The sequence below is a fragment of the Pseudomonas oryzagri genome, from assembly GCF_020831405.1.
In the GTDB taxonomy this organism is placed as follows: Bacteria; Pseudomonadota; Gammaproteobacteria; order Pseudomonadales; family Pseudomonadaceae; genus Geopseudomonas; species Geopseudomonas oryzagri.
The window spans coordinates 39,854-54,534 of record NZ_JAJHPU010000019.1; the positions used below are offsets into that span (position 1 = coordinate 39,854).

General features: G+C 66.6%; 11 protein-coding genes and 3 tRNA genes. 1 reads left to right on the forward strand and 13 read right to left on the reverse strand.

Features of this window, described 5'->3' with window-relative positions; translation table 11 throughout:
- Positions 1 to 93: 93 nt before the first annotated feature.
- From LMJ29_RS08050 to LMJ29_RS08085, 8 genes are all read right to left on the reverse strand, one after another.
- Complete coding sequence (locus LMJ29_RS08050) at positions 94 to 1,227, reverse strand: FAD-dependent oxidoreductase (RefSeq protein WP_229605006.1); 1,134 nt, start codon at positions 1,225 to 1,227, stop codon at positions 94 to 96.
- A gap of 35 nt (positions 1,228 to 1,262) precedes the next feature.
- On the reverse strand, positions 1,263 to 2,426 hold the full coding sequence (locus tag LMJ29_RS08055; RefSeq protein WP_229605007.1) for an alpha/beta hydrolase family protein: 1,164 nt from the start codon (positions 2,424 to 2,426) through the stop codon (positions 1,263 to 1,265).
- 23 nt (positions 2,427 to 2,449) lie between these two features.
- The gene (locus LMJ29_RS08060) at positions 2,450 to 2,845 is read right to left on the reverse strand and encodes a Rieske (2Fe-2S) protein (protein ID WP_229605008.1); all 396 of its coding nucleotides are present in this window, start codon (positions 2,843 to 2,845) and stop codon (positions 2,450 to 2,452) included.
- Between the two features lie 11 nt (positions 2,846 to 2,856).
- Positions 2,857 to 3,789 carry a VOC family protein gene (locus LMJ29_RS08065; RefSeq protein WP_229605009.1) on the reverse strand — a complete coding sequence of 311 codons (933 nt, stop codon included), beginning with the start codon at positions 3,787 to 3,789 and terminating at the stop codon, positions 2,857 to 2,859.
- A gap of 27 nt (positions 3,790 to 3,816) precedes the next feature.
- Positions 3,817 to 5,679, reverse strand: a complete 1,863-nt coding sequence (locus tag LMJ29_RS08070) for a phytoene desaturase family protein (protein ID WP_229605010.1) — start codon at positions 5,677 to 5,679, stop codon at positions 3,817 to 3,819.
- Positions 5,680 to 5,798: 119 nt separating this feature from the next.
- The gene (locus tag LMJ29_RS08075) at positions 5,799 to 7,169 is read right to left on the reverse strand and encodes a DUF1329 domain-containing protein (protein ID WP_229605011.1); all 1,371 of its coding nucleotides are present in this window, start codon (positions 7,167 to 7,169) and stop codon (positions 5,799 to 5,801) included.
- 19 nt (positions 7,170 to 7,188) lie between these two features.
- On the reverse strand, positions 7,189 to 8,865 hold the full coding sequence (locus LMJ29_RS08080; RefSeq protein ID WP_229605012.1) for a DUF1302 domain-containing protein: 1,677 nt from the start codon (positions 8,863 to 8,865) through the stop codon (positions 7,189 to 7,191).
- Positions 8,866 to 8,913: 48 nt separating this feature from the next.
- Positions 8,914 to 9,936: an SMP-30/gluconolactonase/LRE family protein gene (locus LMJ29_RS08085; RefSeq protein ID WP_229605013.1), complete on the reverse strand. Its 1,023-nt coding sequence runs from the start codon at positions 9,934 to 9,936 to the stop codon at positions 8,914 to 8,916.
- A 666-nt stretch (positions 9,937 to 10,602) separates the two neighbouring features.
- Here LMJ29_RS08085 and LMJ29_RS08090 point away from each other — a divergent pair.
- Entirely contained in the window at positions 10,603 to 11,523 is a 921-nt protein-coding gene (locus tag LMJ29_RS08090; RefSeq protein WP_229605014.1) for a LysR family transcriptional regulator, read from the forward strand.
- Positions 11,524 to 11,787: 264 nt separating this feature from the next.
- On the opposite strand, the gene LMJ29_RS08095 is transcribed toward LMJ29_RS08090, so the two are convergent.
- The 5 genes from LMJ29_RS08095 to uvrC all read right to left on the reverse strand — a co-directional run bounded on the left by LMJ29_RS08095 (position 11,788) and on the right by uvrC (position 14,681).
- Positions 11,788 to 11,874, reverse strand: a tRNA-Leu gene (locus tag LMJ29_RS08095).
- 134 nt (positions 11,875 to 12,008) lie between these two features.
- Positions 12,009 to 12,082: transfer RNA gene (locus LMJ29_RS08100), tRNA-Cys, on the reverse strand.
- A 38-nt stretch (positions 12,083 to 12,120) separates the two neighbouring features.
- Positions 12,121 to 12,196 (reverse strand) — tRNA-Gly (locus tag LMJ29_RS08105).
- Positions 12,197 to 12,260: 64 nt separating this feature from the next.
- A complete protein-coding gene (pgsA, locus tag LMJ29_RS08110) occupies positions 12,261 to 12,821 on the reverse strand; it encodes a CDP-diacylglycerol--glycerol-3-phosphate 3-phosphatidyltransferase (protein ID WP_229605015.1) in 561 nt (186 codons plus the stop codon).
- A 33-nt stretch (positions 12,822 to 12,854) separates the two neighbouring features.
- Positions 12,855 to 14,681, reverse strand: a complete 1,827-nt coding sequence (gene uvrC, locus LMJ29_RS08115; protein ID WP_229605016.1) for an excinuclease ABC subunit UvrC — start codon at positions 14,679 to 14,681, stop codon at positions 12,855 to 12,857.

Sequence of the window (14,681 nt, forward strand, 5' to 3'; positions counted from 1 at the left end):
AATAGATTCGCCCCTACAGGGATTTGCCCGGGGACACCGGCACCATGACCGGTGCCGGGTTACCACGGTGTGGCGCGGATTGGCCGTCGGCCTTCAGAGTGGCGCGCGCAGGGCCTCCTGGGCGTCGACCATCACCCGGGTATGTTCCTCCAGCGAGCCGCCGGCCTGCTCGATCTGCCCCATGCGCCCCGAGGCGCTGACCACCAGGCGCGCGCGGTCGTAGTGGCGGCCGGCGTAGGCGATCAGCGCGCCTTCCAGCGAATAGCGGCGTTTGAGCTCCTCGGCCAGCACGATGGCCCCCTCGACGGCGATGCCGGCGCCGGAGGCCAGGTGCGGCGTGGTGGCGTGCACGGTGTCGCCGAGCAGGACGATGCGTCCCTTGTGCCACGGCGCCTTGATCATGTGGCCGGCCAGCGGGCGGTAGAGCAGGCGGTGGTCGCCCAGCGAGCCGTCGAGCAGGCCGCGGCGGATGTCGCCGACCTGGCCGCCGAACTCCTCGAGCAGTTCGGCGAGCTTCTGCGGCCACTGCTCCGCCGGGATGAAGTCCATGCCCGCGCGCTTGTCGAGCACGAACAGATAGCACTCGCTGGCGCTGATCGGGTTCATGCCGGCCTTGGTGGTCTTGCCCATGTACACCGTGGAGTTCTCCCGCAGGCGCGGCACCACCGCGCGCCACGAGCCCTGGCCGCTGAACTGCGGGCCGGGGAAGTCGGGCAGCACCAGCTTGCGCACCGCCGAGTTGACCCCGTCGGCGCCGACCACCAGGTCGTAGCGCCCGCGGCTGCCGTCGGTGAAGACGACGTCCACGCCCTCCTCGTCCTGCTCCATGCTCTGGAAGCTGACGCCCAGGCGTACCTTGGCGCCGGCGTTCTGGGTGGCTTTGGCGAGGATGTCGGCCAGCACCGGGCGCAGGATGCCCGCGGCGCTCGGCAGGTCTTCGGCGCCGGTGGCCGGGGCCACCGGCACGGTGCGGGTCAGCTTGCCGTTGGCGTCGCAGACGTCGATGGCGCGCCACGAGCCGCCCTCGCGAAGCACCTCGTCGACCACGCCGATCTTGCGCAGGCCGCGCAGCGTCGGGCCGCTGATGGTGATGCCGGCGCCGTCGGGCGCCCAGTGCGGATTGATTTCCACCAGGTCGACGGCGATGCCCTGCTTGGCCAACTGGATGGCGGCGCACATGCCGCCGATGCCACCGCCGACGATGAGCACGTTGTGGATCAGTGCCATGGTCCTTCTCCTTGTTATTAGCGTGATGAGGCCGCTCAGACGGTGCTGCCGCCGAGCTTCTCGGCCAGCCAGTCGGCGATCAGGTTTCCGGCGTTGCTGGGGTTGTCCAACGAGCTGTGCTCGACGCCGCCCTCGCGGGCGGTAAACACGATCAGTTCCTTGTCCGGGCTGTTGACCAGTTGCTCGAAGGTCTGGTGGGCGTACTTGAGGGGGATCTGCCGGTCGTTGTCACCGTGGGTGACCAGGAACGGCACGCGGATACGCTCCAGCACGCCGTTGAGGTGCATGTGCTCGGCCTTGGCGAGGAAGTCGTTCATGTCCTTGGCGCCGAACACCCACTGCACGTGCTTCCAGTAGTGCGGCACCGGGTTCTCGCCCTCGCGCTTGAGGCGCGCCTGCTGCACCTCGCGCCAGTCGTGGTTGGCGCCCCACACCGCGCCGCAGGCGAAGCGCGGCTCGAAGGCCACCGCACGCGGGCAGTAGTAGCCGCCCAGTGAGACGCCCAGCGCGCCGATGCGCTGCCCATCGACCTCGGGGTGCTGCTCCAGCCAGTCGACAATCTTCGCCGCCCACACCTCGGTGTCGTGCACCGCCGGCATGCCGTGCAGGCGCAACGCCTCGCCGGTGCCCGGCTGGTCGACGAACAGCGTCGACAGGCCGCGGCGGGCGAACATCGTGCCCATCACGCTCTTCTGCAGCATTTCCTTGGTGCTATCCAGGCCGTTCATCACCACCACGATGGGCGCCCGCGCCCCGGCGGCCAGCCCTTCGGCGCGCACGTACAGGCCGCTCAGGTGCGCCTGGCCGTAGGGGATCTCGACGCGCTGGCAGTTCTCGCGGCCCAGCGTGCGGCTGCGCTCGAACAGCTCCAGCGAGCGCCGGTACATTGCCAGGCGGTGCTCGAAGCCGTGCGCCTGCATGCGCTCGGCGATGCCGTAGTACAGCGCCGCGCGGCCGAGCTTCTCGCCGGCGGAGAGCTGGCGGCCACGCGCCAGATCCTCGTCGGCCAGCGCGACCAGCTTGTCGCCGCCGCCCTTCCAGGCTTCGTAGAACGCCAGGGTGCCCGGATCGTCGCCGGCGCGGGCCGCCTCGAGGAGCGGGGCGCACATCGCATCCACCTCGCCGATGTTGCCGCCGTGGGTCAGGGCGATCATCGTCGAGAGGCTCCAGACGTAGTTGGTTGGGAAGTACTGGAACATGATTTCGACCTTTAGCTTGGAATTCAGGAATGGCGCGACTCGCTGCGCCCCGCCGCCCGGAACGGCGCGGGCGCGGCAGGCAGTGGCACGGCGATCCACACGCTGCCGTCGGCGCCCAGCCGCGCCGGCACCCGGGTCAGGTACTGGCCGGCGCAGGGCCCGGCGAAGCAGTGGCCGTCGGCGATGGCGAAGTGCGCCGAATGGGCGTAACAGACGATGTGCCGACCGTCGCCGGACAAGAACTGGTCCTGCCGATAGTCCAGCGGCCGGTGGTTGTGCGGGCAGTCGTTGAGCCAGACGGACACCTGCGCGCCCTGGCGCACGGCGAACACCCGGTCGTCGCGGCCCTGGCGCAGCAGGCCGCGCGCGCCGCCATCGGGAATCTCGTCGAGGTGGCACAGCAGCTGTTCATCGGCCATGGCGTCGCTCCTCACTCACCCGGCGCCCATTTGTCGATGGCGTCGAACAGGAAGATCTGCGAATTGTCGGAGCCGGGGTCCATCGAGCGGGCCACCCACTGGTCGTCGTGCAGGTCCATGTCGGCGTCGATTTCCATCACCGCGCCGAACGGGCTGTTGAAGTACCAGAAGAAGTTGCTGCCCATGATGTGGCGGCCGGGGCCCCAGAAGCTGCGATAGCCCTTCTTCACGAAGTTCCAGCCGTGCTGCAGCACCTCGTTGGCCGAGCCCAGGTGGAAGGTGAAGTGGTTGCAGCCGACCATGTGCTCGTTCTGGCTCTCGATCATGAACAGCGTGTGGTGATCGAGGGTGCCGGCCGGGCGCATGAACGGACCGAGGTGATTGAAGCGGTCGGTGACCACGAAGCCCAGGCGCGCGTAGAAGGCTTCGGCCTTGGCCACGTCGGGCACGAAGTAGACCACGTGCGACAGCGAGCGCGGCTTGATCGCCTCGTCCGGATTGGCCGCGCAGTCGTTGGGCGCGCGGCCCGGCGCCTGGCCCGGCACGTTGAAGCCCAGGTAGCGGGCCTCGATCCGGCGCCGGCGGGTGACCATGAAGGCGATGCCGAAGCCGCCGTCGTCGATGCAGTGCAGCGTGCCCTCGGTATCGACCGTCACCTCGCGCTCGCCCTCCAGGCGGTCGCGGATGGCGGCGAGGGTTTCCGCGTCGGCCACCCCGTAGACGGTTTCGCGCAGGCAGGGCGAGGCGGCGCCCGGCGGCAGCGGCGGCAGGCCGGCGGCATCGCTGCGCCGCACGATCAGGCCGGTGCCGTCGAGGGCGACATAGGTGCCGCCGTTGGCCGGGTCGTGGTCCTGCACGTCCAGGCCGTAGTCGAGCAGGTACTGGTGGGCGCCCGACAGGTCTTCGACGCCGAAGACCAGGTATTCAAGGCCGACGATGTTCATGGGTTATCTCCTTGTGAAATGCGGCACTCATGACTGCTTGCTCTTGCGGAACGGCAGGGTGGCGAGGAAGGCCATGTCCTTGAGGGTCAGCATCTTCAGGCCGGCGCGGGTCGCGGCGCCGTCCAGGCGCGCTTCCATCGGCATGGTGCCGAAGCTCTTGCCCTTGATGACCAGCTCGTCGCCGACCCGCTTGATCGAGGCGACGTGCATCAGCTCCTCGTCCGCCGGGCCGCGCAGCACCATGCCGTCGCGGGACGGACTGGCGCTGGCGACCGGCGGCGGCAGGTCGTTGCGCACGCCTTTGGAGACCGCGCCGAAGTCCATGCCCAGTTGTTCGAACATCTTGATCGCGGTAGCGCGGCCGGCGCCGTAGACGCCGCCGCCCGGGTGCTGGGACGGTCCGGCCAGGAACAGGCGCTCGACGCCCGGCACGGTGTACTGGCCGAGGTCAGGGGTCGGCCGGTGGCCGGCGCTCTGGTAGAAGTACGGCGCCACGCCGTGCAGGTCGCCGCGCATCATGCTGTTGGGGCTGGAGCGTTCCAGGTCCACCGGGCTGACGATGCTGCGGGCGATGATGTTGTCGGCGGTCAGGTTGGAGACGAACTTGCGGTAGTGGGCCAGCGACAGATCGCCGATCTCCTCCTTGAACTCGTCCCAGTGGCGATCCTTCCAGCGCGGGTCGGTGACCTTGTAGGGGGCGAAGGTGATGCCGTGGAACATCCCTCTGCCGGCCGGCACGCGGGTCTTGTCGCCGATGCTCTCGTCGCCGCCGGCGCACAGGCGCCGCTCGCTGATCCGCCCGCGCTTGAGCTCGTCGAAGTCCGCCAGCATCTCGTCGAGCGAGTCGGTGGCCATGAACTCCAGCATGGTGGCGTAGCCGACGTCCTCGCCGGCGTAGTACTTGGCGTTTTCCTTGAGGTCGTAGTGGCTGACCATGATCGAGAACGGCGCCAGACTGGCGCGTTCGGCGCGCTGCAGGACCGGCTCGGGCACGCCGTCGACGAACTTGCGCACCACGTGCGGGTGGATCGCGCCGATCACCGCATCCCTGGCGAAAATGGTTTCGCCATCGCTCATCCGCACGCCGGTGGCGCGCCCGCCCGAGGTGAGGATCTGCGCGACCTCGGCATTGCAGCGCACTTCGCCGCCATGGGACTCGATGCAGCGCACCAGCGCCTCGGTCAGCTTGCCGCTGCCGCCGATCGGCTGCGACACGCCGTAGGTGTGGATGATGCCCGGCATCAGCAGCACGCCCATGCCGGTGCCCAGCTCGTTGGGCGCCTGCAGGTTCTCGCTGACCAGGCGCAGCAGGTGGATCTTGATCTTGTCGCTCTCGTAGAGCTGGTTGACCAGGTCCAGGCAGTCGCGGTTCATGTAGTCCAGCATCAGCCGGCCTTCGTCGCTGCGATCGAGCATCGCCACCAGCTCGCCCAGCGGCGGCGGCGGCGAATACAGCCCCGGCATGAACATCTGCAGGACCTGCTGGCTCATCTTGACGAACTTGCGGTAGGTCTCGGCGTCCTTGGGCGACACCTTGGCGAAGCACTCGCAGGTCTTGTCGATGTCCTTGTAGGTGTAGAGCACCGACTGGTCGGGGAAGATGGTGGCGTGCGGCACCGGCGAGTAGTGGTACTTCAGCCCGTGCTGGCTGAGCAGGCCCAGTTCGTCCTGGCGCAGCATCGGGTTGCCCTGGATCATGATGTGCACGCTGGAGTGCTCGTCATGCCAGTAGCCGGGGGTGTTGAGCTGGCGGGTGGTCACGCCGCCGCCGGGATAGCCCTTGCGCTCCAGCACCAGCACCTTCTTGCCGGCCTTGGCCAGGTAGGCCGCCGCGACCAGGCCGTTGTGGCCGGCGCCCATGGCGACGATGTCGTAGGGGGTGTTGCTCATGTTCGACTCCTTGCAAACTCGATGAAGACCGGCTGCCGGCCGGATGGCGGCCGTGGGCGCTGTGGCGACCCGGCTGGCGCGCGGTCTTGTGAAACAGGGTGCGGCAGGGCCGCGAGCCGTCAGCGGATGCCCTCGCCCGCCATGGCCTCCGGCGTGAAGGTGGTGTCGGCGTAGGGCGGCATGATCTTGTACTGCTCCTTGGAGTCGTTGAGCATGCCGTCGAAGTACCAGGCGCCGGATAGCAGGTCGTAGAAACCGAAGCTCTGCGGCGAAGCGGTGGCCGGGATGTCGGGCATCACGATCGGGTTGGCGAAGCCCATCTGCCACAGCTGGCCATTGGCGTCCCAGTGGTCGGCGAGCACGGCGATCCAGGTGTCCTCATCCACGTAGTAGCGGCGCTTGGACGCCAGGTGGCGCTGGCCGGCGGCCACCGTGGCCTCGACCACCCAAACCCGGTGGCGCTCGAAGCGCATGTCCTGCGGGTTGATGTGGTGGTCCAGCAGCACGTCCTTGGATGGCCGCTGGAACAGGCGGTTGGTGTTGTAGGGGATGTACATCTCCTTCTTGCCGACGATCTTCCAGTCGAAGCGGTCCAGGCGGCCGTTGAACACGTCGGTCTGGTCGAACATCGAGATGCCCGCGCTGGCCGGGGTCGGCGTGTCGCAGCAGGCGTTGGGCAACTTGCGCACGCGGCGCTGGCCGGTGAAGTACACCCAGGTCTGGGTATTGTCCGGGTCGAGGTTTTCATGCCCGGTGATCGCCTCGCCGGCGCGGATCGGCGGTCCGTAGTTGAGCATGCGGATCAGCCAGAAATTGTCGTGGTGCTTGCTCTTCAGCTCCTCCCGCGAACCGTCCTTCAGGTAGTAGGGCATCTGGAAATCGACCGAGGACAGCACGGTCGGCACGTGGGCGCCGGTGGCCGTGGTCTGCACGCCGCGCACGTCCACGTGCCAGGACGCACCGCGCCAGCGCAGCAGGTGGTTCCACATGATCTCGGCGCCGCTCTGCGGAATCGGGAAGGGAATGCCGCCATAGGCGCCTTCGAGCTTGATGCCGTCGATCTTCGCGGTGGTCGCGTTCTTGAAGGTGTTGTCGTACACCCACTGCGGCGCGGCCGCGGTGCGGTGGGTCGGATAGACGTTGACCTTGAAGGTATCCGGGTACTTCTTGAGCATCGCCTTCAGCCCTTCGGAGAGCTGGTCGGCGTGCTGCTCCATATTGGCGGCGGTGATGCTCAGCAGCGGCTGCTCGTTGGCGAAGGGATCGGCGCGCCGGCCGCCGTTCTCGAAGCCGGGAATCGGCTGGGTGTAGCCGCCGTTCCAGGCCGGGATGCTGCCATCGGCGTTGCCCGCCTTCTCGGCGCCGAAGGGGGTGAGTTCGCTCTTCAGGCGGGCGGCCTGGTCGGGGCTCACGGCGGCCACGGCCAGCGAACCGAAGGTCAGCAGCGCGCCGAGGATGGCGCTGCGCAGCGGCAGGTGTTTGGCTTTCATATCAGCACTCCAAGGCAGTTCAGAAGGTGCGGCGCAGGGTTACCGCAACGAAATCGCGGTCGGCGAGGTTTTGCTTGTAGGAGCCATGCCCCTCCGAGTCGATGGCGTTGTCGACCGGCCCGAAGTAGTGGGTGTAGGAGACGCCGAAGCGCCAGACATCGAGGTAGGTGCCGTTGAGGCCGATGTTGAAGTCGCCGACGTGTTCGCCGAGGAAGGCGCCGACCACCGAGGAGTTGCCGTCCAGGCCGTAGCCGACCCCGACGGGCACCGAGAGGTCGAGGCCCGGATAGACCTGGCGGTATTTCGGCTCGTAGACCATGCGGATGTTGCTGGCATCGCGCGAGGCGTTGGGGTTGAGCGCACTCTCGTTCTGGGTGACGCTGGTGCGGCGGTTCCAGGCGATCTCGCCGAGGAAGTCGGCCTCCCGGGCGATGAAGCTCGGGCCGAGGCTGGCCAGCCAGTTGATCTGCGCGTGCACCGAGTTGCCCACGGCGTAGAGGGCGTTGTCGTCGCCATCGCCGCTGCCGGTGGCATCCACCTGGGCGTCGCTGTTGAGCGGCGTGTCGCGGCGGATCGACACCTCGCCGGCCAGGTTGACCATGCCGAAGGTGCGCGAGGCGCTGAAGCCGAAGGCGCGGATGTTTTCCGGATAGACCCAGCGGTAGTAGCCGGCGCGCACGCCGCTGGCGGTAGGCCCGGCGTCCACGCCCGGCAGCAGGTAGATCTGCGGCGTCTTGTCGTGATAGCGCACGGCGTAGAGACCGTAGTCCACCTCGCCGACCCGGAAGCGCAACTGCACGCCGCCCTGCCCCGAGTCGTCGGCCGCGAGGTCGCCGGCACGCTGGAAGTACACGCTGCCGTCGCTGGCCAGCAGCATGCGCTCGCCCCCCTCGCTGAGGAAGTCGACCCCCGAGAAGTAGCTGCCGGCCCCCGGCAGCAGGGTATTTTCCCACTCGAGCTGGTAGTAGGCGCCGAGCGCCACGTCGGGGGTGAGCTGCAGCTGGCCGGACACCTGGTTGACCGGGCGCATCAGCTCCTTGAACTGGGTGTTGGGCACCGACTGCGCCTTGACCACGTCGATCGGCGCCTGGGCGTTGGCGATGCCGTTGGCGCCGTAGAACAGGCTTTCGCCCCACAGCATGGTGTGCTTGCCGAGCCGCGCGGTCAGCGGCATGGAGCCCAGATCGAAGCGGCCGAAGACGAAGGCGTCGAGCACTTCGGCGTCGCCGCCGTGCAGCTCGCGGGTATCCTGGGGAAATTCGTTGTAGTCCACCGACAGCGGGTTGGCGGTGGCCGGCGAGTCGTTGTCGTTGCTGCCGTGGTACTCGCTGTCGTACCAGGCCGCCGCGCTCACCCGGAAGCCGTAGCGCTGGCGGTAGGAAAAATCGAGCTCGGTGAGCACGTCCAGGCGGTTGGAGATCAGCCCCTTGTCGAAGTTGCGGTCGCCGTCGTCGGTGTTCGGCCAGTTCGCCTGCGGCTCGCGGGTCAGCCGCGCGGACTGGTCCTCGACGCGGAACGCGGACGAGTACTTGGCCGTGGTGTCCCAGAGGACCTTCACATCCGGGTTGTCGGTTTCGATCATGAAGGCCTGGCAGGCCGGGCTGCCGATGGCGGCCGCCACCGCTATCGCCAGTGCCCGTTGGCGCACGCCCGGGTGACGTTGAACCTTCCTTATTGCGCTTATCGTCGATTGCATCGTCTTATCCTTATTATTGTTTTTGACATCGCTCGCGGTCGGGCTCGGCTAGCGCCAGTGGATCAGCGCCTGACCGGCCACCGGGGCGCGGAACCAGGGAATGCGGGTGCCCTGCAGGCTGCCCAGGTACACCGTCTTGAGGTCGGGGCCGCCGAAGGTCAGGCTGGCCATCCAGGGCGCCAGGCTGCCGCGGGCGGCGGCCATGATCTCGGGGGTCAGGGTCCTGGCGGCGTAGTGCTGGTTGAGACGGGCGGTGGCTGCGGGGTTGCCGTCGTCGAGCAGGGTCAGCACCTCGCCGTCGGGAGCGATGGCGATCAGCTTGTCGCTCATCACCAGGGTCACCCAGAGGTTGCCGAAACTGTCGAAGGCGAAGCCGTCGGGAAAACCTTCCAGCTCGCTCGGCCCATAGGTCTCGCGCTCGCCGAGCGAGCCGTCGGGACGCAGGCGCAGGCGCGAAATCCGCCGCACGTTGCTTTCCACCACGTAGAGCCACTCCTCGTTGTCGTCGAAGCGGATCTCGTTGGTGCCGCCGAAACCCTCGGCGACGATGCGGATGCCCTTCTCGTCGATCACGCCGATGTAGCCGTCGAGCACGCCGGAGTTGATCGAGTCGGTCCACGGCTGCATGGTCGTGGTCACGGTGAACCAGATGCGCCCTTTCGAGTCGCGCAGCGGGAAGTTGGTCTTGCCCAGCGGATGGCCGTCCAGATTGTCGTGCAGCACCTGCAGGCGGCCCTGGCGATCCAGACGCTCGATGCGATCCAGCCCCCAGTTGCAGATGATGAAGTCGCCTTCGGCGCTCAGCGCCAGGCCGTTGGGCAACGAGGCGCCCTGCGACTGCACGTAGCGCTGCTCGAAAGAAACCTCGCCACGGCTCTCCTGCTGCGGGGCCAGCAACTGCTGGCTGCCGTCCGGCGCGATACGCATCACGCCGCCGCGGGCATCGGCCGCCCACAGCGTGCCGTCGGGCTGGGCGATGATGCATTCCGGCCGTTGCAGGTCGTGACCGACGAACTGGATCGTCGCCGGATCCACTTGCCAGCCCTTGAGGGGATTGCGCTTGTCCGTCATGCCTCTCCTCCGGTGTCGTTCTGCCTGTTTGTTTGCAGGCGATGGTTTTTTGGGCAGCAGCGGGCCCGGACGGCTTCCGCGGGGCGACTGGAAACAGCCCTTCGGTAACCGGCACCTTTGTTCACGCTATCGAGTGCGTACCCCTGCCGTTTTGTGCCTCAGCCCCGGGGGCCGGGCGTGCGGGCCCTACTGGTCGGCAGGACCGCTGGAAACGCGGGGAACAGGATTCATGCCCGGGCTAGCGGCGAGCGCGGTGGCCAGGGGCGGGATCGACAGGCCGGCGGCGTTGGCTGCGCGGACGCGGGCCATGCCGGGGCGGCATCGCCGGGAGAGCGACAGGCGGCAACGGGTGCCGTCCTGCATGGACATACCAGGGGCTTCGCAGCGCATGGTGTTCTCCGATTCATTGTTCTTGTTCTGTTCCCCTCGCCCCGGGGGACGATGGGTGTTGCCGCGCCGGCATGACTGCAAACGGGCAGCGGCAAGGCAGAGTCGACAGTACGCAACCCCGAGCTATTCGGGAAATTTTTAATTGACATACAACCCATAAATGCGGTGGATTGTAAAAAGACTGCACGCTTGCCAAGCCCGGACGTGCCCCACAACAAGAAGGCTTCGAGCAGCGCCGCCCGGCACTGCCGCAAAGGCCAACGAGCGGGAAATCCCATGCGTTTCTACGGTCTTGACCTCAACCTGCTGGTCGTCCTCGACGTTCTCCTTAGCGAACAGAACATCACCCGTGCCGGTGAGCGCCTGCACCTCAGCCAGCCGGCGACCAGCGCCGCCCTCGCCCGCCTGCGTGACTATTTCGAGGACGACCTGCTGGTGCAGATCGGCCGCAAGATGGTGCGCACCCCGGTGGGTGACGGCCTCAGCCAGCCGATCCGCGACCTCCTGATCCAGATGCGCGCCACCCTGGAAAACCGCGCGCTGTTCAAACCGGCGGAATCCAGCCGCAAATTCACGTTCATCGTCTCCGACTATGTCGGCACCGTGCTGATGCCCGAGGTCAGCCGGCGGATCAATCAGGAAGCGCCGCAGTGCTCGATCGAAATGTTCCCGCCGCACAACACCCCGGCCGAGCAGATCGAACGCGGCGAGATCGACCTGCTGCTGCTGCCGGACATGCAGATCCGCCCCGACCACCCCACCCAGGCGCTGTTCGACGATGAGTTCGTCTGCGTCATGTGGCAGGACCATCCGCTCGACGCGCAGAGCCTGACCTTCGAGCAGTACAAGCTGATGCCGCATGTGGTGGTGCGCTGGGGCGAGCGGCGGGTACCCACCGTGGACGAATGGTTCCTGCACAAGTTCGACGTCGAGCGCCGCTTCGACGTGGTCACCAATACTTTCAACAGCGTGCCGTCCTTCCTCATCGGCACCCAGCGGCTGGCCACCATGCACCGCCGCTTGGCGGAGCGCTGGACCAGCTATCTGCCGCTGAAGATCCTGCCGCTGCCCTGGGGTGCGCCGCGCCTCACCATCGCCATGCAGTGGAACAAATACCAGCAGCACGACCCGGGGCTGACCTGGCTTCGCCGACTCATCGTGGAGGCCGCTACGGCAATGGGCGGGCGTGATCTATAGCAGGCGGGGGATGTTTGGGAGTGCGGGCGGCGAGAGGAAGTGCTCTCCCAGAAAGTCGCATTGAAAAATCTGCGACCTATCCAATTGAGCGAAGAACTGGCGATCTATTTCTTATCGAACCAATACACCCGAAATATCCCCCACCCAGCGGGCGATCAACGCAAGGCGGGCGAACCCGGATACAAAAAAACCGGCGCAATGGCCGGTTTCTCTGGGGGTTCCGTCTGATTCGGGTGAACCCGGATCAAGGCGGAAGTATGTCAATGGTGCCCGAAGCCGGACTCGAACCGGCATGACCTTACGGCCGAGAGATTTTAAGTCTCCTGCGTCTACCGATTTCGCCATTCGGGCGGTAGCGCTGTGACGTGCCGTTTTCGGCACGGGCGGACTATATACAGTCGATCGCCAATCCTGCAAGTTTGCAGAAATTCTTATTGCAAATAAAAAGCCCTGTAGATCAAGGATCTACAGGGCTTTTTATATAGTGGAGGCCGAGGTCGGAATCGAACCGGCGTACACGGATTTGCAATCCGCTGCATGACCACTCTGCCACCCGGCCTCAAATGAACATCAAACTTCGACATTCATCAGAAAAATTGGAGCGGGAAACGAGACTCGAACTCGCGACCCCGACCTTGGCAAGGTCGTGCTCTACCAACTGAGCTATTCCCGCGTCTTGGTGACGGGCGCCATTCTATATGAACCCGAACCGCTGTCAACCCTTTGATTCAAAAAAGTTATTTCTCGTGGGCACCGCTGCTGAGATGCGGCCAGGCGGCGCGCAGATATTGCACCATGGACCACAGGGTAAGTACCGCGGCAATGATCAACAGACCATATCCGAGGCCCACCCAGAAATCCATGCGCGGCGGATTGCCGAGCAGAATGATCAGGGACGCCATCTGTGCCGTGGTTTTCCACTTGCCCAGATTGGATACCGCGACCTGAGCGCGGGCGCCCAGTTCGGCCATCCACTCGCGCAGGGCGGAAACCACGATCTCGCGGCCGATGATGATGGCCGCCGGCAGGGTCAGCCACAGGTTGGCATGTTCCTCCACCAGCAATACCAGCGCGACGGCCACCATCAACTTGTCGGCCACCGGGTCGAGGAAGGCGCCGAAGGGGGTGCTTTGCCCGAGACGCCGCGCCAGATAGCCGTCCAGCCAGTCGGTCAGACTGGCGAGGGCGAACACGCCGCTGGCGGCCCAGTAGCTCCAGCTGAACGGCAGGTAGAACAGCGCGATGAATACCGGGATAAGCAGCACGCGCAGGATGGTCAGCAAATTCGGGATATTCATCAGGACCCTTGAGATTCAAAGAGTTGCGCCATTCTACTCACTGTGCAGTACGGCATAAATCGACTCGGCGAGCTTTTTGCTGATTCCCGGTGCCTTGGCGATTTCCTCGGCGCTGGCGCGGCCCAGCTCCTGCAGGCCGCCAAAGTGCTTGAGCAGTTCGCGCCGGCGCTTGGGTCCGACGCCGGGCACCTCCTCGAGGCTCGAGGTGGTGCGTGCCTTGCCGCGCCGCGCGCGGTGCCCGGTGATGGCAAAGCGATGCGCCTCGTCGCGGATCTGCTGGATGAGGTGCAGCGCCGGCGAGTTACCGGGCAAGGTGAACTCGTGCTCGGCATCATTGAGATAGAGGGTCTCCAAGCCCGGCTTGCGGGTCACGCCCTTGGCCACGCCGAGCAGGATCAGATCGACCACCGCCAGCTCCTGCAGCACTTCGCGGGCCATGTTGAGCTGGCCCTTGCCGCCGTCGACCAGGAGGATGTCGGGCATCTTGCCCTCCCCGTCCTTGAGCCGACGAAAACGCCGGGTGAGCGCCTGGTGCATGGCGGCGTAGTCGTCGCCGGGGCTCACACCCTCGATATTGAAGCGCCGGTAGTCGGACTTGAGCGGCCCCTCGGGACCGAACACCACGCAGGAGGCAACGGTCGCTTCGCCACTGGAATGGCTGATGTCGAAACACTCCAGGCGCTGCGGCGCCTCGTCCATGCCCAGTGCCTCGCCAAGCGCCTCCAGACGGGCGGCGACGTGCTGACGGTTGGCCAGCCGCGCGGCCAACGCCTGCTCGGCGTTGGTCAGCGCGAGCTGCTGCCAGCGCGCGCGGGTACCGCGCACGCGGTGGCTGATCGCCGGCGCGCGACCGCGTACCGCGGCGATGGCCTCCGCCAGGGCGGGGAAATCGTCGTGCACGCAGTTGACGATCAGCTCGGCGGGCAGGTCGCGCTCGCCGGTGCCCAGGTAATACTGGGCGAGGAACGCGGCCAGCACGTCGGCCGCCTCCTCCTCGATGGCCACCTGGGGGAAGAAGCTCTTGCTGCCCAGCACCCGCCCGCCGCGCACGCTGATCAGGTTGACGCAGGCGCCGCCGGGGCTGACCACCGCGGCCACCACGTCCACGTCGCCGTTGCCGCCCTCCATGCTCTGCTGGTCCTGCACCCGGCGCAGCAGGGCGATCTGGTCGCGCAGCTCGGCGGCGCGCTCGAAGTCCAGGTCGCCGGCGGCCTTCTCCATGGCCGCGGTCAGCTCGATGGCGAGCTGGTTGCTGCGTCCCTCGAGAAACATGGCGGAGTGGCGCACGTCCTCGGCGTACTCCTCGGGACTGACCAGGCCGACGCAGGGCCCCTTGCAGCGCTTGATCTGGTACTGCAGGCAAGGCCGCGTACGGTTCTTGAAGTAGCTGTCCTCGCACTGGCGGACCAGGAAGGTCTTCTGCAGCAGGTTGAGGCTCTCGCGGATCGCCAAGGCGCTGGGATAGGGGCCGAAATAGCGGCCCTTCTGCTTCTTCGCGCCCCGGTGGATGCCCAGGCGCGGATACTCGTCTTCGCTGGAGAGGAACACGTAGGGATAGGATTTGTCGTCGCGCAGCAGGATGTTGTACGGCGGCCGCCATTCCTTGATCAGCGTCTGCTCCAGCAGCAGCGCCTCGGTTTCGTTGGCGGTGATGGTGGTCTCGATCTGCGCGATGCGCGCCACCAGCGCGGCGGTCTTCGGCGCCAGCCCCGACTTGCGGAAGTAGCTGGAGAGGCGCTTCTTGAGGTTGTTGGCCTTGCCGACATAGAGCAGCCGGCCGTCGCCATCGGACATCCGATAGACGCCGGGATGGCTGCTGCAGCCGGCCAGGAAGCCGCTGCTGTCGAACTCCACGGCCAT